This is a genomic window from Herbidospora cretacea (genome assembly GCF_001570605.1).
GTDB classification, from domain to species: Bacteria; Actinomycetota; Actinomycetes; order Streptosporangiales; family Streptosporangiaceae; genus Herbidospora; species Herbidospora cretacea.
The window spans coordinates 114513-134016 of sequence record NZ_BBXG01000023.1; the positions used below are offsets into that span (position 1 = coordinate 114513).

The following is a 19504-nucleotide window of genomic DNA, read 5'->3' on the forward strand; positions in this document are numbered from 1 at the left end:
GGCGGCACAGCCTCCCGGGCCGAGTTAGGGAGTGCAGTGGCGAAGGTCCGGGTTTACGAGCTCGCCAAGGAGTTCGGGGTAGAGAGCAAGGTCGTCATGGCCAAGCTCACCGAAATGGGCGAGTTCGTTCGATCGGCATCCTCAACGATTGAGGCGCCGGTTGTCCGCAAACTGACGGAGGCGTTCGGTAAGGGCGACTCCAAGGGGGGCAAGTCCCCCCGTCCGGCCCCACGGCCGGCACCCCGGCCGGTCGGCAACGACCAGGCCGGCAATGGCGCTTCGGCGCCCGCGACACCCACGGATTTCGGCAACCGGCCGATTCCCAAGCCCGGTCCGCGGCCCGCGCCGCGACCGGTTCCGATGCCGCATCCGGCGCCGCAGCAGCCCGCTCCCCAGAGCGAGTCCGCCCCGCGCCCGGCGGCTGCGCCCGCTCCGGCTCCGCGCCCCGAGGCGCCCCGTCCGGCGGCGGCTTCCAACCCTCCCGCGGCGGCTCCGCAGGCCGGTCCGTCCGCGCCGAGCGGCCCGTCGGCGCCTGCAGGCGGTTCGCCGCGTCCGGGTCCGGGTCCCAAGCCCGGTCCCCGTCCGGCTCCCGGCCCGCGTCCGGCGGGCGGTCCCGCGGCCGGTGGCGGTTCGCCGCGTCCGGGTGGGTCCAACGCGCCCAAGCCGGGTCCGCGCGGCCCGCGTCCGGGCAACAACCCGTTCTCTTCCAACGCCAGCGGCATGGGCCAGCGGCCCGCCCGTCCCGGCGACCGTCCCGACCGTGGTGACCGGCCCGCCGGTGACCGTCCCGACCGGGGCGAGCACCGGGGAGACCGGCCCGACCGCGGTCCTCGCGAGGACCGCGGCGACCGCGGGCCCCGCGAGCCGCGCCGTGAGGGCGGCGGCCCGCGTCCGGGCGGTCCCCGTCCGGGTCCGGCGGGTGCCGGTGGTCCTCGTCCCGGTCCCGGCGCCGGTCCTCGTCCGGGCGGTGCGCCCGGTGCGGGTGGCCCGCGTCCGCCGGCGGGCGCCGGTGGTCCTCGTCCGGGTGGCCCCCGGCCGAACCCGTCGATGATGCCGCAGGGCCGGCCTTCCGGTCCCGGTGGCGGTCCCGGCGGCGGTGGCCGTGGTCCCGGCGGTGGCGGCGGTCGTCCCGGTGGGGGCGGCGGCGGTGGCCGTCCGGGTGGCGGTGGCGGCGGCGGTCGTCCCGGTGGCGGTGGCGGGTTCGCCCCGCGCGCCGGTGCCGCCGGTGGCGGTGGCGGCGGTCGTCCCGGTGGCGGCGGTCCCGGTGGTGGCGGCGGTGGCTTCGGCGGCCGTCCCGGTCCCGGTGGCCGTGGTCGTGGCGGCGGCACGGCGGGTGCCTTCGGGCGTCCCGGTGGCCGTCCGACGCGTGGCCGCAAGTCCAAGCGCCAGAGGCGCCAGGAGTTCGACAACATGTCGGCGCCGGCGATCGGCGGCGTGCAGGCTCCCCGTGGCGGCGGTCAGACGATCCGTCTCCCGCGCGGCGCCTCGCTGTCCGACTTCGCCGACCGCATCGGCGCGAACCCGGCGGCGCTGGTCCAGATCATGCTCCACCTCGGTGAGATGGTGACCGCGACCCAGTCGGTGAACGAGGAGACGTTGCAGCTCCTCGGCGCCGAGCTGGACTACGTCGTCCAGGTCGTCTCCCCCGAGGAGGAGGACCGTGAGCTGCTCGAGTCCTTCAAGATCGAGTTCGGTGAGGACGAGGGCGACGAGGCCGACCTCGCGCCGCGTCCGCCGGTCGTGACCGTCATGGGTCACGTCGACCACGGTAAGACCAAGCTCCTCGACGCCATCCGCAACACCAACGTGGTGGCGCGCGAGGCCGGCGGCATCACCCAGCACATCGGTGCCTACCAGGTCCACGCGCAGCACGAGGGCCAGGACCGCAAGGTCACCTTCATCGACACCCCGGGTCACGAGGCGTTCACCGCCATGCGTGCCCGTGGCGCCCAGGCCACCGACATCGCGGTGCTGGTGGTCGCGGCCGACGACGGTGTGAAGCCCCAGACGATCGAGGCTCTCAACCACGCGCAGGCGGCCGACGTGCCGATCGTGGTGGCGGTGAACAAGGTCGACAAGGAGGGCGCAGACCCGACCAAGGTCCGTGCCCAGCTGACCGAATACGGCCTGGTGGCCGAGGAGTTCGGTGGCTCGACCCTGTTCGTCGACATCTCGGCCAAGCAGGGCACCGGCATCGACAACCTGCTCGAGGCGATCCTGCTGACGGCTGACGCGGAGCTCGACCTTCGCGCCAACCCCGACATGGACGCCCAGGGCCTGGCGATCGAAGCCCACCTCGACAAGGGCCGCGGCCCGGTGGCGACCGTGCTGGTCCAGCGCGGCACCCTGCGGGTCGGCGAGTCGATCGTCTGTGGCGAGGCCTTCGGCCGCGTCCGGGCGATGCTCGACGACAACATGCAGCCGGTCGAGGTCGCCGACCCGTCGCGTCCGGTCCGGGTGCTCGGCCTCACGGCCGTGCCCCGCGCGGGTGACAACTTCCTGGTCGTCTCCGACGACCGGATGGCCCGCCAGATCGCCCAGGAGCGGGCGGCTCGTCAGCGCATCGCGGAGATGGCCAAGGCCGGTCGCCGCCGTACGCTCGAGGAGCTGTTCAGCGACTACGAGAAGGGCAAGATCGACGAGCTCAAGCTCATCATCAAGGGCGACGTGTCCGGTTCGGTGGAAGCACTGGAAGACGCGCTGCTCAAGATCGATGTGGGCGAGGAGGTCAACCTCCGCGTGCTGCACCGCGCCGTCGGTGCGATCACGGAGTACGACGTCAACCTGGCGATCGCCGACGACAACGCGGTCATCATCGGCTTCAACGTGCGACCGGAAGTCCGGGCGCGCGACCTCGCCGAGCGCGAGGGCGTCGACATCCGCTACTACTCGGTCATCTACCAGGCGATCGAGGAGATCGAGGCGGCCCTCAAGGGCATGCTCAAGCCCGAGTTCGAGGAGATCCAGACCGGCACCGCCGAAGTCCGCGAGGTCTTCAAGGTTCCGAAGATCGGCAACATCGCCGGCACGCTGGTCCGTTCGGGTGTCATCACCCGCAACAGCAAGGCGCGGATCATCCGCGAGGGTGTCGTCATCGCCGACAACCTCACCGTCTCGTCGCTGCGCCGGTTCAAGGACGACGCGACCGAGGTCCGCGAGGGCTTCGAGTGCGGTATCGGTGTCGGGTACAACGACATCAAGATCGACGACGTCATCGAGACGTTCGAGATGCGGGAGAAGCCCCGCGACTAAGGGCTGATCGACCCGGTCCCCCGCCTCGTTCATGAGGCGGGGGACCGGTTTCCCAAGACCCATCACACGACCTACGCGCCAGGGTCTATTGGCGCCACAACATCACATGTATGTCGGTGCTCTGACGTTGGACATCATCCTCGGCGACGTTCACTCGCTGAAGGAGAAACGGTCCGTTGTCCGTCCCCTCATCGCCGAGCTGCGCCGGCGGTTCCCCGCGGTCGCGGTGGCCGAGACCGGTCATCAAGACCTCCACCGTAGAGCCGAGATCGGCGTCGCCGTCGTCTCGGGCACGGCCGGGAACGTCGATGAGGTCCTGAACGCGTGCGAGCGGGCCGTCGCCTTCCGCCCGGAGATCGAGCTGCTGTCGGCTCGGCACCGTTTGTTCAACGACGAGGAATAGACCGCCCAGGTCGCAGCGTCAGCCGTACATCTGGAAGAAGGGGGAGCGCGCCCATGGACGCCGCGCGAGCCAGGAAGCTGGCGGACCGAATCCAGCAGATCGTCGCCGAGATGCTGGAACGGCGGATCAAGGATCCGCGACTCGGGTTCGTCACCATCACCGACACCCGGGTCACCAACGACCTGAGTGACGCGACGGTGTTCTACACCGTCTTCGGGTCGGACGCCGAGCGGAAGGACACCGCCGCGGCGCTGGAGAGCGCCAAGGGCATCATCCGTTCGGAGGTCGGCCGGCAGACCGGGCTACGGCACACGCCCACCCTGACGTTCACCCACGACCCGCTGCCCGACAGCGCCCGGCACCTCGACGGCCTGCTCGCCGAGGCCAAGGCGCGGGACGCCGAGATCGCCAAGAAGGCGGAGGGCGCCGCCTACGCGGGCGACGCCGACCCGTACAAGAAGGACGACGAGGAGTTCGACGAGGACTCCTTCGAGGACGACACCGACGAGGTGTCCGGGCGAAGCGCGAAGTGACGCTGCCGCCAGAGGCCGAGTGGGCGCGCGCGGTCGCGCTCATCGGTTCGCACGACTCGATCGCGCTGGCCTGTCACGTCACCCCCGACGGCGACGCGCTCGGGTCGATGCTCGCCGTCGGGCAGGCCCTGCGGCGGGCCGGCAAGCGCGTGGTCGCCTCCTTCGGCGACCACGTGCTGACCGTTCCCCGGCTGCTGCGCTTCCTGCCCGGTCAGGACCTGCTCGTCGAGTCCGCGCGCTTCCCGGCCGAGCCCGACCTGATGATCACCTTCGACGCGGCCACGATCGAGCGGCTCGGCCTGCTCGTCCCGGCGGCCAAGGCGGCGAGGGAGCTGGTGGTGCTCGACCACCACGCGTCCAACACCGGGTTCGGCACCGTCCCGCTGGTCGACGCGTCGGCGGCGGCCACGGCCGTGCTGGCCGAGGAGTTGATCCGGCGGCTGGGGCTCCAGATCGACCGGGACATCGCGGCCTGCCTGTACACCGCGCTGGTGACCGACACCGGGTCGTTCCGCTACAGCTCGACCACCCCGGCCGTCCACGCCCTGGCCGGACGGCTGCTCGACGCGGGCCTCGATCCCGACGCCATCGCCCGTGAGCTGTGGGACCGCTCGCCCTTCGGCTACCTGCGGGTGCTGGGCGCGGCCCTGTCGCGGGCCGAGCTCGACCGGTCGGCCGTCGGCGGCGCCGGTCTGGTCTGGACGACCGTGACCAGGCACGACCGGACTCTCAACGCCCTCCCCTACGACGAGGTCGAAGGGGTCATCGACGTCCTGCGCAAGGTCGACGACGCCGAGGTCGCCGTGGTCTTCAAGGAAGACGACGACGGCGGCTGGAACGTGTCGACCCGCTCGAAGGGCACGGCCGACGTGGGCCGCGCCTGCACCGCCCTGGGGGGTGGCGGGCACCCCGGCGCGGCCGGGTTCTCCTCCCGCGAGACCCCCGAAGAGACCGTCGCCCGCCTCACGGAGCTGCTCGCGTGACCAGACGCCCCCCGCCCCCGAGCGGGATCATCATCGTCGACAAGCCCTCGGGCTGGACCTCCCACGACGTCGTCGGCAAGATGCGCGGCATCGCCGGCACCCGCAAGGTCGGCCACGCCGGCACCCTCGACCCGATGGCGACCGGCGTGCTGGTCGTCGGGGTCGAGAAGGCGACCCGCCTGCTGGGCCACCTGGCGCTGACCGAGAAGGTCTACGAGGCCACGATGCGCCTCGGCGTCTCGACCAACACCGACGACGCCGAGGGTGAGGAGACCGGCCGCGCCTCGGCCGCGCGGGTCACCGCCGACGACGTCCACAAGGGCGTCGCGGCCCTGACCGGGCCGATCATGCAGGTCCCGCCGCAGGTCAGCGCGATCAAGGTGAACGGCGAGCGGGCCTACAAGCTGGCCCGTCAGGGCGAAGAGGTGGAGCTCCAGGCTCGGCCGATCACGGTCCACGCCTTCGAGGTCACCTCGGTCACCCTCGGTGAGTCCGTCGAGGTCACGGCTGTGATCACCTGCTCCTCGGGCACGTACATCCGCTCCCTGGCAAGGGACCTCGGCGAGGGCCTGGGCGTCGGCGGTCACCTCACGGCGCTGCGCCGCACCCGCGTCGGGCCTTATGCGGTCGAGAACGCGAAGACGATCGAGCAGCTCCAGAAGGAGTGCCGCATCCTGCCCATCGCCGACGCCGTCTCGCAGGCCTTCCCGCGCCGCGACGTGACCGAGGAGGAGGCCCGCCTGGTCTCCCACGGCGGCCGGCTCAAGGCGGCCGGCCTGGGCGAGGGCCCGATCGGCGTCTTCGCCCCCGGCGGCGAGCTCCTGGCCCTGGTCGAGGAGAAGGCCGGGGCCGCCAGGCCCCTCGCCGTCTTCGTGGGCTGAAAGGCTTTCTTCCGTTACGGCTCCGCCTGCTCCGGCACCGCCCGCCGCCTCCAGGACGCGCCGTAACCGGCGCCGACCGGCGGCGTCGGCTCGCCGGGTGACGAGTCCGCAGACCTCGAACCCGCCGGTCGTGGCGAGGAGGACGGCCCGGCGCCGGGCGGGCGGGCCGTGCCCTCGGCGTCCTGGCGTTCCGGGGGGTGTGGGACGCTTAGGACGACTTAGCTTCTTGCCTGTTGGGGGTCGACGTGCGTGGCTGGCTCGGACTTGACGACGTGCCCGCGGACTGGGGCCGGTCCGTCGTCACGATCGGGGTGTTCGACGGCGTTCACCGGGGTCACCAGACGCTGGTGCGCAAGGCCGTCGAGCTGGCCCGGGAGCTCGGGGTCGCCTCGGTCGCGGTGACCTTCGACCCCCACCCCGACGAGGTGGTGCGGCCCGGCAGCCACCCCTCGCAGCTCTCGACCCCCCACCGGCGCATCGAGCTGCTCGGCGCCCTCGGCGTCGACGCCGTGCTGATCCTGCCGTTCACGCTGGAGTTCTCGCGCACCTCTCCCGAGGAGTTCGTGCAGATCGCCCTGGTCGACCGGCTCCACGCCGCCGGGGTCGTGGTGGGGGAGAACTTCCGGTTCGGCCACAAGGCCGCCGGCAACCTCGCCACCCTGCGGGAACTGGGCGAGAAATACGACTTCGTTGCCGTCGGGGTGCCCCTGGTGAGCAGCCTGGAGGACATCACGTCCTCGCTGATCCGCCAGCACCTCACCGACGGTGACGTCGCGGCCGCCGCCGACGAGCTGGGCCGCCTCCACCGGGTCGAGGGCGTGGTGGTCCGGGGCCACCAGCGCGGCAGGGCCCTGGGGTTCCCGACCGCCAACGTGGAGTCGGCGCCCCACACCGCCATCCCGGCCGACGGCGTCTACGCCGGGTGGCTGGAGTCGCCGGACGAGCGCTGGCCCGCCGCGATCTCCATCGGCACCAACCCCACCTTCGAGGGCGTCACCCGGACCGTCGAGGCCTACGCCCTCGACCGCGACGATCTCGACCTCTACGGCCTCCACGTCTCCGTCGACTTCCTCGCCCGGCTGCGCGACACCCTGAAGTTCGACTCCGTCGAGGCCCTGATCGAGCAGATGCGCGCCGACGTCGACGAGGTTCGACGCCTTCTTTGAGGCGGATTCCATGAAGCGCGAGCCACGACCGGCCTCCGCCGGCCGCGTCTTGCTCGCCGTCTCGGCTGGTTAACGCGCGGTGGTACCTTTGAATGTCGGCTGAGCAATCACCGGCTTCTCGTCACGGCGACTGTAGGCACGCACGGTCGTTCGCGGGATTTTGAACCAGTTTGCGCGTGCCCAGGGAACAAAGGAGAAGCAGTGTCGCTCGACACCGCCACGACCAAGGCCATCGTCGCCGAATACGGCGCCACCGAGGGCGACACCGGGTCCCCCGAGGTCCAGATCGCGCTGCTCAGCAAGCGCATCAGCGACCTGACGGAGCACCTCAAGACCCACAAGCACGACCACCACAGCCGCCGCGGCCTGCTGCTGCTCGTCGGCCGCCGTCGCCGCCTGCTCAAGTACCTGCAGGCGAAGGACATCACCCGCTACCGCTCGCTGATCGAGCGGCTGGGCCTGCGCCGATAGTGCGCGCGAAGGGAGCGGTGAGGTCTCGCCGCTCCCTTCCTCGTAACCACAACTGAATATCTCAGCACCACCCGTGAACCCAGTGCCCCGCGTCCATCCCGCGGAAAAAGAGGGCCGGTCCTCGGTAGTGGCCCCCGGTCGACGCGACCGGGCGCTTCGATCGAAGACCGGCGCCGCACCTCCGGGGAGCCGGCGAAACACCAGAAGGACGTGGGGTGACCGACCCGATCAAGGAGGTCCCCCGTGGAGGGTGTCCACAGCTCGGAAGCCGTTATCGACAACGGCTCCTTCGGCACGCGCACGATCCGGTTCGAGACCGGTCGACTCGCGCAGCAGGCCGCCGGATCCGCCGTCGTCTACCTCGACGACGAGACGATGATCCTTTCGGCGACCACCGCCTCGAAGAACCCCAAGGAGAACCTCGACTTCTTCCCGCTGACGGTCGACGTCGAGGAGCGCATGTACGCCGCGGGCCGCATCCCCGGCTCGTTCTTCCGCCGAGAGGGCCGTCCGTCCGAGGACGCGGTCCTGACCTGCCGTCTGATCGACCGGCCGCTGCGCCCGTCGTTCGTCAAGGGCCTGCGCAACGAGATCCAGGTCGTCGCCACCGTCATGGCGCTCCAGCCGGAGCACCTCTACGACGTCGTCGCGATCAACGCCGCCAGCCTCTCGACCCAGCTCGCCGGGCTGCCCTTCTCGGGCCCCATCGGCGGCGTCCGGGTCGCGCTGATCAGCGGCCAGTGGGTGGCGTTCCCGACCCACACCGAGCTCGAGGGCGCGACCTTCGACATGGTCGTGGCCGGCCGCGTGCTCGCCGACGGCGACGTCGCGATCATGATGGTCGAGGCCGAGTCGACGCGTGACACGCTGAAGCTGGTCGCCGAGGGCGCGGTCGCGCCCACCGAGGAGACCATCGCCCAGGGCCTCGACGCGGCCAAGCCGTTCATCAAGGTGCTGTGCGAGGCGCAGGCGCAGGTCGCCCGGGTCGCCGCCAAGGAGACCCGCGAGTTCCCGCTCTTCCTCGACTACCAGGACGACGCCCTGGAGGCCGTCGAGGGCGCCGTGCGCTCCGAGCTGGCCGCCGCCCTCACCATCGCGGGCAAGCAGGAGCGCGAGGCCGAGATCGACCGGGTCAAGGCCCTGGTCGGCGAGAAGCTGCTGGCCGACTTCGAGGGCCGCGAGAAGGAACTGTCGGCCGCCTACCGCAGCCTGACCAAGAAGCTGATGCGCGAGCGCGTCATCAAGGAGGGCGTCCGCATCGACGGCCGCGGCCCGAAGGACATCCGGCAGCTCAACGCCGAGGTCCACGTCGTGCCGCGCGTCCACGGCTCGGCCCTGTTCGAGCGCGGCGAGACCCAGATCCTGGGCATCACCACGCTGAACATGCTCCGCATGGAGCAGATGATCGACACGCTCAACCCCGAGCGCACCAAGCGCTACATGCACAACTACAACTTCCCGCCCTACTCGACCGGTGAGACCGGCCGCGTGGGCTCGCCGAAGCGCCGCGAGATCGGCCACGGCGCGCTGGCGGAGCGGGCGCTCATCCCGGTTCTCCCGAGCCGCGAGGAGTTCCCCTACGCCATCCGCCAGGTCTCCGAGGCCCTCGGCTCCAACGGGTCGACCTCGATGGGCTCGGTCTGCGCGTCCACGATGGCGCTGCTCGACGCCGGTGTGCCGCTCAAGGAGATGGTGGCCGGCATCGCGATGGGCCTGATCGGCGAGGGCGACCAGTTCGTCACCCTGACCGACATCCTGGGCGCCGAAGACGCCATGGGCGACATGGACTTCAAGGTCGCCGGCACCAAGGACGTCATCACCGCCCTCCAGCTCGACACCAAGCTCGACGGCATCCCCGCCTCGGTCCTGGCCGCCGCGCTGAAGCAGGCGCGCGGCGCTCGTCTGGCCATCCTCGACGTGATGCAGGAGGCGATCGACTCCCCGGCGGAGATGAACCCGACCGCGCCGCGCATCATCACGATCAAGGTCCCGGTAGACAAGATCGGCGAGGTCATCGGCCCGAAGGGCAAGATGATCAACCAGATCCAGGACGACACGGGCGCCGAGATCACCATCGAGGACGACGGCACGATCTACATCGGCGCCACCGACGGCCCCTCGGCCGAGGCGGCCCGGAGCGCGATCAACGCCATCGCCAACCCGCACATGCCGGAGGTCGGCGAGCGCTACCTGGGCACGGTCGTCAAGATCGCTGCCTTCGGCGCGTTCATCAGCCTGATGCCCGGCAAGGACGGACTCCTCCACGTCTCCCAGATCCGCAAGCTGCACGGCGGCAAGCGCATCGAGAACGTGGAAGACGTGATGGGCGTCGGCGAGAAGATCCAGGTGGAGATCGCCGAGATCGACTCGCGCGGCAAGCTCTCCCTGGTCCCGGTCGAGGTCGTGGAGAAGGAGGCGGCCGACAAGGCCGCCCGCGCCGAGTCCGGTGAGCCCGAGCCGGCGGCCGCCCAGGCCGACTCCGACGACGACTCCCGTGACGACGGCGGCGAGCCCCGCCGTCGCCGCACCCGCAGCCGTTCCGGACGGGACGACCGCAACTCGTGATGACGACGACGCTGTACCCCGGAAAGGACGGTGCGGGGGTCATCCGCCGCACCGTCCTGCCCGGTGGGCTCCGCGTGGTGACCGAGACCATGCCGACCGTGCGTTCCGTCGCGGTCGGCGCCTGGGTCGGCATCGGCTCACGTGACGAGGACCCCGAGCACACCGGCGCGACCCACTTCCTCGAACACCTGCTGTTCAAGGGCACGCCCACGCGCGACGCGATGGAGATCTCCGCGTCGATCGAGGGCATCGGCGGCGAGATCAACGCGTTCACCGCCAAGGAGTACACCTGCTACTACGCGCGGGTCCTCGACGAGGACCTGCCGCTGGCGATCGACGTGCTGGCCGACGTGGTCACCTCGTCCCTGATCACCCCCGACGACGTCGAGTCGGAGCGCGGCGTGATCCTGGAGGAGATCGCCATGCACGACGACGACCCCTCCGACGTGGTCCACGAGGCGTTCTCCGAGGAGCTCTACGGCGACACCCCGATCGGGCGCCCGATCCTCGGCAACGACGACACGATCAACGCCCTGACGCGTGACCGCATCCACGAGTACTACCAGCGCTTCTACCTGCCCACCCACACCGTGATCTCGGTCGCGGGCAACGTGTCCCACGAACACGTGGTGGAGCTGGTCGCCCGCGCCTACGAGCGCGCCGGGGCCCTGGGCGGCGACGCGTCGCCGATCCCGCCCCGCGTGGGCGGCGCCGGTCTTCCGGCCCACCGCGGCGTCAAGGTGGTCGACCGGCCGACCGAGCAGGCCAACCTCGTGCTGGGCACGACCGGCGTGAGCCGTACCGACGACCGCAGGTTCGCCCTCGGCGTGCTCAACGCGGCGCTCGGCGGCGGCATGTCCTCCCGCCTGTTCCAGGAGATCCGGGAGAAGCGCGGCCTGGCCTACAGCGCCTACAGCTACACCTCGCAGTACGCCGACACCGGCCAGTTCGGGGTGTACGTCGGGTGCCTGCCCGCCAAGGTCGACGACGTCCTCAAGATCTGCCGTGACGAGATCGCCCGGGTGGTCTCCGAGGGCTTCACCGAGGAGGAGATCGTGCGCGGCAAGGGCCAGATGCGCGGCGGCCTCGTGCTGGGCCTGGAGGACACCGGTTCCCGCATGTCGCGCATCGGCAAGAGCGAGCTCGTCTACGACCGGCTCATGTCCGTCGACGAGGTCCTGGAGCGCATCGACGCCGTGACCGCCGCCGACATCGCCGAGGTCGCCTCCGACGTGCTGACCCGGCCCCTCACCCTGGCCGTGATCGGGCCCTTCGCCGGCAAGGACTTCTCCTCGGCGGTGAGCTGACCCACCGGCCGCGCTAGCCTTGGCACGTGATCAAAGTAGGTGTGCTGGGCGCGCGCGGCCGCGTCGGGGTGGAAGTGTGCAAGGCCGTCCACGCGGCCGACGACCTGGAGCTCGTGGGGGCCGTCGACAAGGACGACGCCCTCGACCCGATCGCCGCCGCCGACGTGGTGGTCGACTTCACCCACCCCGACGTGGTGATGGGCAACCTCCGCTGGTGCATCGAACGCGGCGTCCACCCGGTCGTCGGCACGACCGGCTTCGACCCGGCCCGGCTCGACGAGGTCCGCGCCCTGCTGGCCGCCAACCCCGGCACCAACGCCCTGATCGCGCCGAACTTCGGCATCGCGGCGGTCCTGATGATGCACTTCGCCCAGCAGGCGGCCCGCTTCTTCGAGTCCGTCGAGATCATCGAACTCCACCACCCCAACAAGGCCGACGCGCCTTCCGGAACCGCGCGGCGCACGGCCGAACTCGTGGCCGCCGCCCGCGCCGAGGCCGGTCTGGGCGCGATGCCCGACGCCACCTCGCAGGAGCTCCCGGGGGCGCGCGGGGCCGACGTCGACGGGGTCCGCGTTCACGCGGTGCGGCTGGCCGGGCTGATCGCCCACCAGGAGGTCATCCTGGGCGGCGACGGCGAGATCCTGACGCTCCGCCACGACACGATGAACCGGGCCTCGTTCACGCCGGGCGTGCTGCTGGGCGTGCGCCGCGTGCGCGACCTGCCTGCGGGCCTCACCGTGGGCCTCGACGCGCTTCTCGACCTCTAGCCGCCCAGCCACCGCGGCCGGTTGACGCCGGCTGCGGTGAGCAGCGGGGCGCGGCGGGCGGTGCCAGGGTGGGCGGAGCCGTAACGGAGAGAAGGCTTCTCAGCCGAGGTTGATCGCGAGGCCGATCGCGAAGAGGAGCCCGAAGACGATCTGGAGGCGCCCCGTCTGCTGGAGCGTGGCGATCAGCGCCCGCCCTGAGAGGCCGTTGAGGACCTCGCGGACCGGCGGGAGAGCCAGCGGCAGGGCCAGCAGCCCCAGCGCCGCGAACGGCCGCACGAACAGCAGCGGCAGCACACAGGCGAACGGGACCAGCAGGCACGCGGCGTAGAGGACCCGGGTGCGGCGGTCGCCGAGGACCACGGCGAGGGTGCGCTTGCCGACGGGCTCGTCGGTGTGGAGGTCGCGCAGGTTGTTGACCACCAGCAGCGCCATGGCCAGCAGCCCGACCGGGACGGCCACCCAGACCGACAGCCACGACCACCCGGTCTGCACGTAGGCGGTGCCGATGACGGCGACCAGGCCGAAGAAGAAGAACACCGACAGCTCGCCGAGCGCCCGATAGCCGTAGGGGCGCGAGCCGCCCGTGTAGAACCAGGCAGCCAGGATCGACAGCGCGCCGAACGCCAGCATCCACCACGCCGAGGTCGCCACCACCAGCGCGAGCCCCACCACGGCGGCGGCGGCGAAGCAGCCGAGCGCCGCCGTCAGGACCGCCTTGGGCGTGGCCGCCTTCGACCCGACCAGGCGCATCGGGCCGACCCGGCCGTCGTCGGTGCCGCGGACGCCGTCGCTGTAGTCGTTGGCGTAGTTGACGCCGACCTGCAGGATCAGCGCGACGAACAGGGCGGCCAGCGCCGCCCACCAGACGAAGCGGCCGTCGCCGACGGCGACGCCGGTGCCGGCGGCGACCGGGACGACCGCTGCGGGGAGAGTGCGGGGCCGCGCGCCGGCGACCCATTGAGCCGGGGTGGTCACGCGCGTGAGATGTCCGTCGTCATGCGGACCATCCGGATCGGACGGCCCATGTCGAGCACCCGCTCGGCCATGTCCTCGCCCCAGCCGGCCGACTCGAGGAACCCGAGCATCGCGTAGTTCTCGGCGAACACCCAGGTCACGACCGACGAGTAGTTGTCGTCGCGCAGGTGGTCGACGGTCGCGTTGAGCAGCCGGCTGCCGTGGCCGCGCCGGATGTGGTTGGGGTCGACCAGCAGCGTGAGCAGCTCGGCGGTGAAGCCGGGGTGGAGGTCGGGGTCTTCGGCGGGGCCGTGGGAGGCCAGCCCGACGACCCGGTCGCTGGCCCGCTCGTTGGCGGTCGGCAGCGCCGCGAGGACGCCGCCCGGACCGAGCGCGCGCCATTCCTCGGTGTCGGGAACGACACGTTCCACGGCGACGAGAACCCGATGCCGGGGGGAGGGCGGCGAGAGGATCGCCTCGTCCCACTGACGCCGCCACATCTTCTCGGCGGCGGGGCCGGTCATCTGCTGCAGCGGGCCGGGGGGCAGGAAATCGCGGTAGCCGTGCTTCCACGCCCTGATCTGGGTGCTCGTCACCGCGTCGACATCTTCGAGACGGGCAGGTCTGACACCCATTTGGCCGGCTCCTTTCTGTGCCAATGACACCGTACTGGTCAGGCGGGCATCCCCGGACCTTCAGCCTGACGTCGTGCCCTATATGTCCGAGTTTTCGTGCGATTTCCACACACGCGCATCGAGCACCACGCCCGTGACCGGTTCTTCGACGCGTCGATGAAGGCCGCCTGGCAGGTGCTCTCGACGCACACCTTAAGGCGTGGCCACGTCCCGTCCGCGTGCGCCGCAGCGATCATGGCAACCACTTGCGCCAGCCCGCGACGCGCCGCGCCGTCGGCCGGCACGAGCCGCGGCGTCCCGCCGTCGAGGGCGACGCGCAGCGGCAGCGCCGCCAGCGCCGTCTCCAGAGGCCCGGGGGTCGTGTACGCCACCGCGTCGTGGTTGTGCCGCAGACTCGCCCTGAGACCTTCCCGCAGGTCCTTCGCCAGCGCGAGATCGGCCCCGTCGGGTTCGAGCCCGTGGCCGCGCAGCCAGTCGGACAGCGCCTGCGGAGACGTGAGGTCGTCGGTATCGGTCTCGACGTCGTAGGTGTTGACGAAGTCGCGCAGCAGCTCAGCAGGGCCGGACACGGTGATCACCCCTTCCGGGGAACTCTAGCCGGGAATAACCAGACACCGCCGTAACGCTTTAACCGGTGTCGAGAATTCCTTTTGAGGAGGACCCCATGCACGTCAGCTACCTGGCCTACCTGGCCTTCCAGCAGAAGAAGCGCCGCGAGCGCCTGTCCCCGGCTCCCCGTAAGCCCGCGCGAGGCGAATGACCCCCTCGGCCAGCTCGGCGCGATGTGACGCGGCGGTATGCGTGAGCCGCAGCCACGGCCCCGGTGGCTCGGCGGCGTGATAGATGGTTCCGGGGCTGACCAGCACACCCGCCCGCTGGGCGCGTTCGACGAGAGCCGATTCGTCCAGCGCGGGCGGCAGCCGCACCCACACGTGCAGCCCGCCCTTCGGGGCCGGCCCGGTCCGGACCTCGGGCAGATGCCGCCGCAGGCCTTCGAGCAGCAGGTGCCGCCGCTCGTCGATCTCACTCGCCACCTCGGCCCGGTGCCGCCGCCAGGCGGGCGCCGAGACGAACTCCAGCGCCGTCTCCTGCAACGGCCGTGCGACGAAGAACGACTCGACGATCTGCGCCGCCCGCAGCCGCGCGGCGGCCGGCCCCCGCGCGATCAGCCCCGCCACCCGCAGGCTCGGCGCCGTGATCTTGCTCAGTGACAGGACGTGGACGACCGTGCCATGCGTGTCCAGCGCCACCAGCGGCGCGGGCGGGGGAGTGGTCGCGAGATACCGGGCGAAGTCGTCCTCGACGACGAAGGCGTTGGCCGCCCTGGCGATGTCCAGCACCTGGCGCCGGCGCTCCGGCGACTGCGTCGCGCCGGTCGGGTTCTGCAGGGTCGGCTGACAGTAGAAGACCTTGGCCCGGGTCCGCGCGAACGCCTCCGCGAGATGGTCGGTGCGGACCCCTTCCTCGTCCATGGGCACCGGGACGATGCGCAGCCCCGCCGTCCTCGCCGTGGCCAGCGCCCCCGGATACGTCGGAGTCTCCACCAGCAGCGGGTCACCCGGCGCGGCCAGCGCCCGGAAGGCGTGCGTGAGCGCGGCCTGGCCCCCGCTGACGATCAGGACGTCGTTCTGCGTGGTCTCGGTCTCCGAGGCGAACCAGGTCCGGAGCTCGGGGATGCCCGTGCGCGGCGGCATCGACCAGGCGTCGGGTCTCTTCACGGCCCTGATCGCCGCGGCGCTCAGCTCTTTGGTCGGCCGGAGGACGGGGTTGAGGTAGCCGCCGGTGAGCGGGATCACACCGTCGGCGGGCTGCTGGAGGATCGACGTGAGGGGCGCCTCGTCGATGACCCTGTCGCTCAGCGCGACGGTCTGCCACGAGGGGTCGGTCTCACGGGGCTTCGCCGGGATGGCCACGAACGCGCCCGCGCCCGGACGCGTGACGACGACACCCTCGGCGACCAGCTTGGCGACGGCCCTGGAGACGGTGCCGGGGGAGACGCCGTGGGCGTGGACGACCTCCCGGCTGGAGGGGAGCCGATCGCCGGGGCGGAGGGTGGCGGCGTGCGCCCGCAGGGTGTCGGCCAGACGAGCGATACTGCTATCGTCGTTCATGAGAGATAAGGGTAGCGCTACCGGTCCGATCGACGTAGTGGACGGCGATGGCGACGCCGGTATCCGTCACGAGAGCTCCTGTGGTAGCGCTGCTTCGGTGGGCCAATGGGGTGGCAATGAGGCCGGGCCGTCTGATGTCGGGCAGTCTCCGGCGGCGGCCCCGGACCCAGTGACTGACCGCGAGAAGGCCCAGACCTCTTCTCGGCTTCCGATGGACGCTCCCGCAGCTGCGGCGGACGGTGATGCGGACAGGTCGGTTGCCGACGGTGTTACGACTGCGACCGTTGACCAGGAGCCCTCGGCAGATCACGAAAGCTCCTCCGCCCAGGCCCGGATCTCCTCGCTCCAGGCCTCGGCATTGCCGGATGTCCCCGGGTCCTGTGAGAGCGGTGTGGATTCCGCTCCCGAAGTTGATGGGGCACGTCGCCGAGGATCGCCGCAGGACGCTTCGGCACCTGCTGAGGAGGCGTCAGGGCCGACTGCTGAGGCGACATCGCGGGCCCGTCTCGGGACGGTGCTCGCCGCAGTCGGTGTGCTCGCCTTCTCCGGCTCGTTTCCCGCCACCGTGTACGCCATGCGTGGCCTCGACCCCTTCCTGGTCTCCATCGGCCGGGCGGTGCTGGCGCTCGTCGTGGCCGTCGGATTCCTGCTGATCGCCCGCGCGCCGCTCCTCCCGCCCCGCCGTGACCTCTGGTCCTACATAGTCATCGCCGCCGGCGTGGTCTTCGGCTTCCCCGTGTTCAGCGGCCTGGCCCTGCACGGCGGCGCGTCCACGTCCCACTCCGCCGTCGTCGTCGGCCTGCTCCCGGCCGCCACCGCCGTCTTCGCGGTCCTCCGCGCGGGTGAACGCCCTCGGCCGGCCTTCTGGATCGCCTCCGCCCTGGGCGCCCTCTCGATCACCGTCTTCACCCTCACCCGGGGCGGCGGCCACATCACCCCCGCCGACCTGCTGCTCGTCCTCGCCCTGGTCTCCGCCGCCGTCGGCTACACCGAAGGCGCCCGCCTGACCCGCACCACTCCGGGCTGGCGTGTGGTCTCCTACGCCCTCGTCATGGCCGCCCCGCTGACCGTCCCCCTCACCGTCTGGTTGGCCCTGACGACAGAGGTCACCCTCACGCGCGAGTCGGTCTCCGGTCTCCTGTACGCCGGCCTCGTGTCCATGTACCTGGGTTTCATCCCCTGGTACGCGGGCCTCGCCCAGGGCGGCATCGCCCGAGCAGGCCAGACCCAACTGGCCCAGCCGCTGCTCACTCTGGCGTGGGCGTGGCTGCTGCTCGCCGAACCGTTCGACCCATGGACGATCCTGGCGGCGGCGGCCGTACTGATCTGCGTCGCCGCGACGCAGCGCTCGAGAACCAGATGACACGAAGGCCTACGGATTCCCTCGGGAAGCCGCGGACATCCTCGCAGGCTCTGACACGACCGCCAGACCGGCGGTGAATGCCGCCCTCTTTCCCCTCCGGCGGGCGGCTGATGAGGTAGGGATGCGTTGATGGGGCACCACAGCATCGCCTCCTCCACCTGCGTGATCACCGCGCCTGCAACCTCGCTTCAGCCCCGCCCGAGGCCGCCGGCACCATGACGGGGATGTCGTCGGCGCTGCCCGCGATCACCCGCGGGCCGACCGTGGACGACGGTTGTGCGGTGATCACGCGGGCGGCTCTGCTGGGGGCCGGTGTCGATGCGGCCTCAACCGCGGTGGGCCACGCGGGGCGCTGAGCACGTGGCGTGGTGGGCGGACGCCCGATCGTCTGCCCGATCGTCCACAGTCGCCGTGCCGCCGGGAGGTCCACGAGGTCATCCGGTCGAGGTTGCGCCGGTCCGGTCCGTTGTGTCACGTCCAAGAGTGGAGGATCCGCAGCGACGACGGACCTTCTGACCTGGGCGCTCGCCCGATCGCGGCGGCCGTCGTGTCCGAGGGCCAGGGGAGCCTCACGGCTCTGGCGGCGACTATGACATGTGGCGGGTGACCGACCAAGGGGATCCGATCATCAGACGGACCTATCCCAGGATGTCGGATGCCGGAACAGATGCGGCTCGCGCAGATCGTGCCAGGCCATCCTCAGGCGCTGAGCGTCCGCATGCCACATCGACGGCGAGCCGGTGGCTCAGCGGTGAAAGGTTGAGCGGGCCACGTGCCGAGGAGGCTGCCTCCTCCCACTCACTTCCCGGAGAACCGGAGAGCGCCTCTCTGCGTGTCTGAGGTCCCTAGGGAGGGTCGCGCCGTGACACGAACACGAACTCCGCGCCCGGCCGGTCGGGCGCGTCGCGGACCTCTTCGAGGGCGAAGCCGTGCTCCTGGAGGTCTCGCTCGATCTCCGTACGTTCGCGGAAGCGCAGCGTCGATTCCGAGATCAGCACTTCGCCGTCCGCGGCGAACACGTGCGTCCCCCGGAAACTCACCAGTGGCAGGCTCACGTCCGTCATCTCGGCCCATGTCTCGACGTGGCCGACACCCGGAATGTCGGTCACGCGGTACGTGGTCTCCCGCGTCCACCCCGCCCACTCCTCCCACACGCGCCGGGCCGGGTCACGGCTCTCGAAGACCAGACGCCCACCGGGCCGCAGCGCCTCATACGCGCCACGCAGCGTCCGGCGCCACGCCTGCGGATCGACGATCGCCTGGGCGACGTTCCCGGTCATGGTGACCAGGTCGACCCGCATGGGTGGCAGATCCCCCGCGTCACCGTCGAGCCACCGCACCCGCTCGGCTCCCGGCTTGCCCCGCGCGACGTCGACCGATGCCCGCGCGGGATCGATCCCGGTCACCGCGATCCCGCGCCCGGCGAGCAGCAGCGCGAACACGCCCGTGCCGCACCCGATGTCCAGCACGGACCGCGCGCCGAACTCCCCGGCCATCGCGAGGTACGCGTCGAGATCGCCGCGGTCCGGATCGAGCGGGTCATAGATGGCGGCGAGGCGCGGATGGCCGAACATTGCGTCAACCATGAAGGTGAACGTACGCGTCCCCGGGCCCGCTCGGCCACTCCAACTCTGACGTGCCCGGGCAAGGTCTTCAGCGGTTCAGAGCCGGACCGAGCGAGGGCGACCACAGCGGGTACAAGGTGATGTGACCTGGCCGCGAAACCGCTTGAGCCGCTTGAAGCAGCGTTCCCCGGAACGTCATCCGCTGCTCCACCAAGTGAAGCAGCACCGAGTGACACTGATGTGGACGACGACTACATGGATGAGGCCGAGCAGCTGCCTGACCATCTGGTGGTGATGAACCGCGGCCGCCACAGTCGAATGCGCCATCACTCGACCAGACGTTGCGGCACCGCGGCAACATCGACAGGTGCGCCACCATAAGCGGCATGGCGAAGCAGCTACGTTCGACAGGGATGCACGGGACCATCCACAGGCGGCCTCCGGGGGCGGGGAGGACGAAGCTCTCGTCTCCGAGCCCGGCGGCGTATCTGAGTGACGACCTCGGGCTGCTCACCAGCGACGGGTGCGGGAGGACGAAGCTCCCCTCC

The 19504-nt window shown here is 71.2% G+C and carries 17 protein-coding genes; 11 read left to right on the forward strand and 6 right to left on the reverse strand.

The genetic code is table 11. The features are described 5' to 3' along the window. Window positions 1-36: 36 nt before the first annotated feature. The 10 genes from infB to dapB all read left to right on the forward strand — a co-directional run bounded on the left by infB (window position 37) and on the right by dapB (window position 12328). Window positions 37-3252: a translation initiation factor IF-2 gene (gene infB / locus AW270_RS32585; RefSeq protein ID WP_061299968.1), complete on the forward strand. Its 3216-nt coding sequence runs from the start codon at window positions 37-39 to the stop codon at window positions 3250-3252. Between the two features lie 106 nt (window positions 3253-3358). Further along, a complete protein-coding gene (locus AW270_RS32590) occupies window positions 3359-3655 on the forward strand; it encodes a DUF503 domain-containing protein (RefSeq protein WP_061299969.1) in 297 nt (98 codons plus the stop codon). A gap of 53 nt (window positions 3656-3708) precedes the next feature. Further along, window positions 3709-4188 (forward strand): 30S ribosome-binding factor RbfA, encoded by a 480-nt coding sequence (gene rbfA / locus AW270_RS32595; RefSeq protein WP_061299970.1) that lies wholly within the window; start codon window positions 3709-3711, stop codon window positions 4186-4188. Beyond that, window positions 4185-5171, forward strand: a complete 987-nt coding sequence (locus AW270_RS32600; protein ID WP_061299971.1) for a DHH family phosphoesterase — start codon at window positions 4185-4187, stop codon at window positions 5169-5171. The genes rbfA and AW270_RS32600 overlap by 4 nt, the downstream gene beginning before the upstream one ends. Beyond that, window positions 5168-6052 (forward strand): tRNA pseudouridine(55) synthase TruB, encoded by an 885-nt coding sequence (gene truB / locus AW270_RS32605; protein ID WP_061299972.1) that lies wholly within the window; start codon window positions 5168-5170, stop codon window positions 6050-6052. Before AW270_RS32600 ends, truB begins: the two co-directional genes overlap by 4 nt. A gap of 245 nt (window positions 6053-6297) precedes the next feature. Further along, window positions 6298-7218: a bifunctional riboflavin kinase/FAD synthetase gene (locus AW270_RS32610; protein ID WP_061300000.1), complete on the forward strand. Its 921-nt coding sequence runs from the start codon at window positions 6298-6300 to the stop codon at window positions 7216-7218. A gap of 201 nt (window positions 7219-7419) precedes the next feature. After that, window positions 7420-7689 carry a 30S ribosomal protein S15 gene (gene rpsO, locus AW270_RS32615; protein ID WP_061299973.1) on the forward strand — a complete coding sequence of 90 codons (270 nt, stop codon included), beginning with the start codon at window positions 7420-7422 and terminating at the stop codon, window positions 7687-7689. Window positions 7690-7932: 243 nt separating this feature from the next. Continuing rightward, entirely contained in the window at window positions 7933-10254 is a 2322-nt protein-coding gene (locus AW270_RS32620) for a polyribonucleotide nucleotidyltransferase (protein WP_061299974.1), read from the forward strand. Beyond that, complete coding sequence (locus AW270_RS32625) at window positions 10254-11561, forward strand: M16 family metallopeptidase (protein ID WP_082802003.1); 1308 nt, start codon at window positions 10254-10256, stop codon at window positions 11559-11561. The genes AW270_RS32620 and AW270_RS32625 overlap by 1 nt, the downstream gene beginning before the upstream one ends. Before the next feature lie 26 nt (window positions 11562-11587). Continuing rightward, window positions 11588-12328, forward strand: a complete 741-nt coding sequence (gene dapB / locus AW270_RS32630) for a 4-hydroxy-tetrahydrodipicolinate reductase (protein WP_061299976.1) — start codon at window positions 11588-11590, stop codon at window positions 12326-12328. Between the two features lie 99 nt (window positions 12329-12427). On the opposite strand, the gene AW270_RS32635 is transcribed toward dapB, so the two are convergent. The 4 genes from AW270_RS32635 to AW270_RS32650 all read right to left on the reverse strand — a co-directional run bounded on the left by AW270_RS32635 (window position 12428) and on the right by AW270_RS32650 (window position 16028). Then, window positions 12428-13303, reverse strand: a complete 876-nt coding sequence (locus tag AW270_RS32635; RefSeq protein WP_061299977.1) for a 1,4-dihydroxy-2-naphthoate polyprenyltransferase — start codon at window positions 13301-13303, stop codon at window positions 12428-12430. After that, window positions 13300-13917: a GNAT family N-acetyltransferase gene (locus tag AW270_RS32640; protein WP_061299978.1), complete on the reverse strand. Its 618-nt coding sequence runs from the start codon at window positions 13915-13917 to the stop codon at window positions 13300-13302. Before AW270_RS32640 ends, AW270_RS32635 begins: the two co-directional genes overlap by 4 nt. Before the next feature lie 38 nt (window positions 13918-13955). Further along, a complete protein-coding gene (locus AW270_RS32645) occupies window positions 13956-14495 on the reverse strand; it encodes a CGNR zinc finger domain-containing protein (RefSeq protein ID WP_245674974.1) in 540 nt (179 codons plus the stop codon). A gap of 93 nt (window positions 14496-14588) precedes the next feature. Further along, window positions 14589-16028 (reverse strand): aminotransferase-like domain-containing protein, encoded by a 1440-nt coding sequence (locus tag AW270_RS32650; RefSeq protein WP_061299979.1) that lies wholly within the window; start codon window positions 16026-16028, stop codon window positions 14589-14591. Window positions 16029-16542: 514 nt separating this feature from the next. On the opposite strand from AW270_RS32650, the gene AW270_RS32655 reads away from it, so the two are divergent. Continuing rightward, window positions 16543-17391 carry a DMT family transporter gene (locus AW270_RS32655; RefSeq protein WP_245674975.1) on the forward strand — a complete coding sequence of 283 codons (849 nt, stop codon included), beginning with the start codon at window positions 16543-16545 and terminating at the stop codon, window positions 17389-17391. A gap of 166 nt (window positions 17392-17557) precedes the next feature. Here AW270_RS32655 and AW270_RS41945 read toward each other — a convergent pair whose 3' ends face one another. Both AW270_RS41945 and AW270_RS32660 read right to left on the reverse strand, forming a co-directional pair. Beyond that, entirely contained in the window at window positions 17558-17680 is a 123-nt protein-coding gene (locus AW270_RS41945; RefSeq protein ID WP_275477790.1) for a hypothetical protein, read from the reverse strand. Between the two features lie 556 nt (window positions 17681-18236). Continuing rightward, window positions 18237-18977: a class I SAM-dependent methyltransferase gene (locus AW270_RS32660; protein ID WP_061299981.1), complete on the reverse strand. Its 741-nt coding sequence runs from the start codon at window positions 18975-18977 to the stop codon at window positions 18237-18239. Between the last annotated feature and the right edge of the window lie 527 nt (window positions 18978-19504).

Excerpts from the sequence above, each read along its gene's own strand:
- AW270_RS32660 (WP_061299981.1), bottom strand. The coding sequence starts at position 18,977 with ATGGTTGACGCAATGTTCGGCCATCCGCGCCTCGCCGCCATCTATGAC.
- rbfA (WP_061299970.1), top strand. The coding sequence starts at position 3,709 with ATGGACGCCGCGCGAGCCAGGAAGCTGGCGGACCGAATCCAGCAGATC.
- AW270_RS32590 (WP_061299969.1), top strand. The coding sequence starts at position 3,359 with ATGTATGTCGGTGCTCTGACGTTGGACATCATCCTCGGCGACGTTCAC.
- AW270_RS32640 (WP_061299978.1), bottom strand. The coding sequence starts at position 13,917 with ATGGGTGTCAGACCTGCCCGTCTCGAAGATGTCGACGCGGTGACGAGC.
- AW270_RS32625 (WP_082802003.1), top strand. The coding sequence starts at position 10,254 with ATGACGACGACGCTGTACCCCGGAAAGGACGGTGCGGGGGTCATCCGC.
- AW270_RS32650 (WP_061299979.1), bottom strand. The coding sequence starts at position 16,028 with ATGAACGACGATAGCAGTATCGCTCGTCTGGCCGACACCCTGCGGGCG.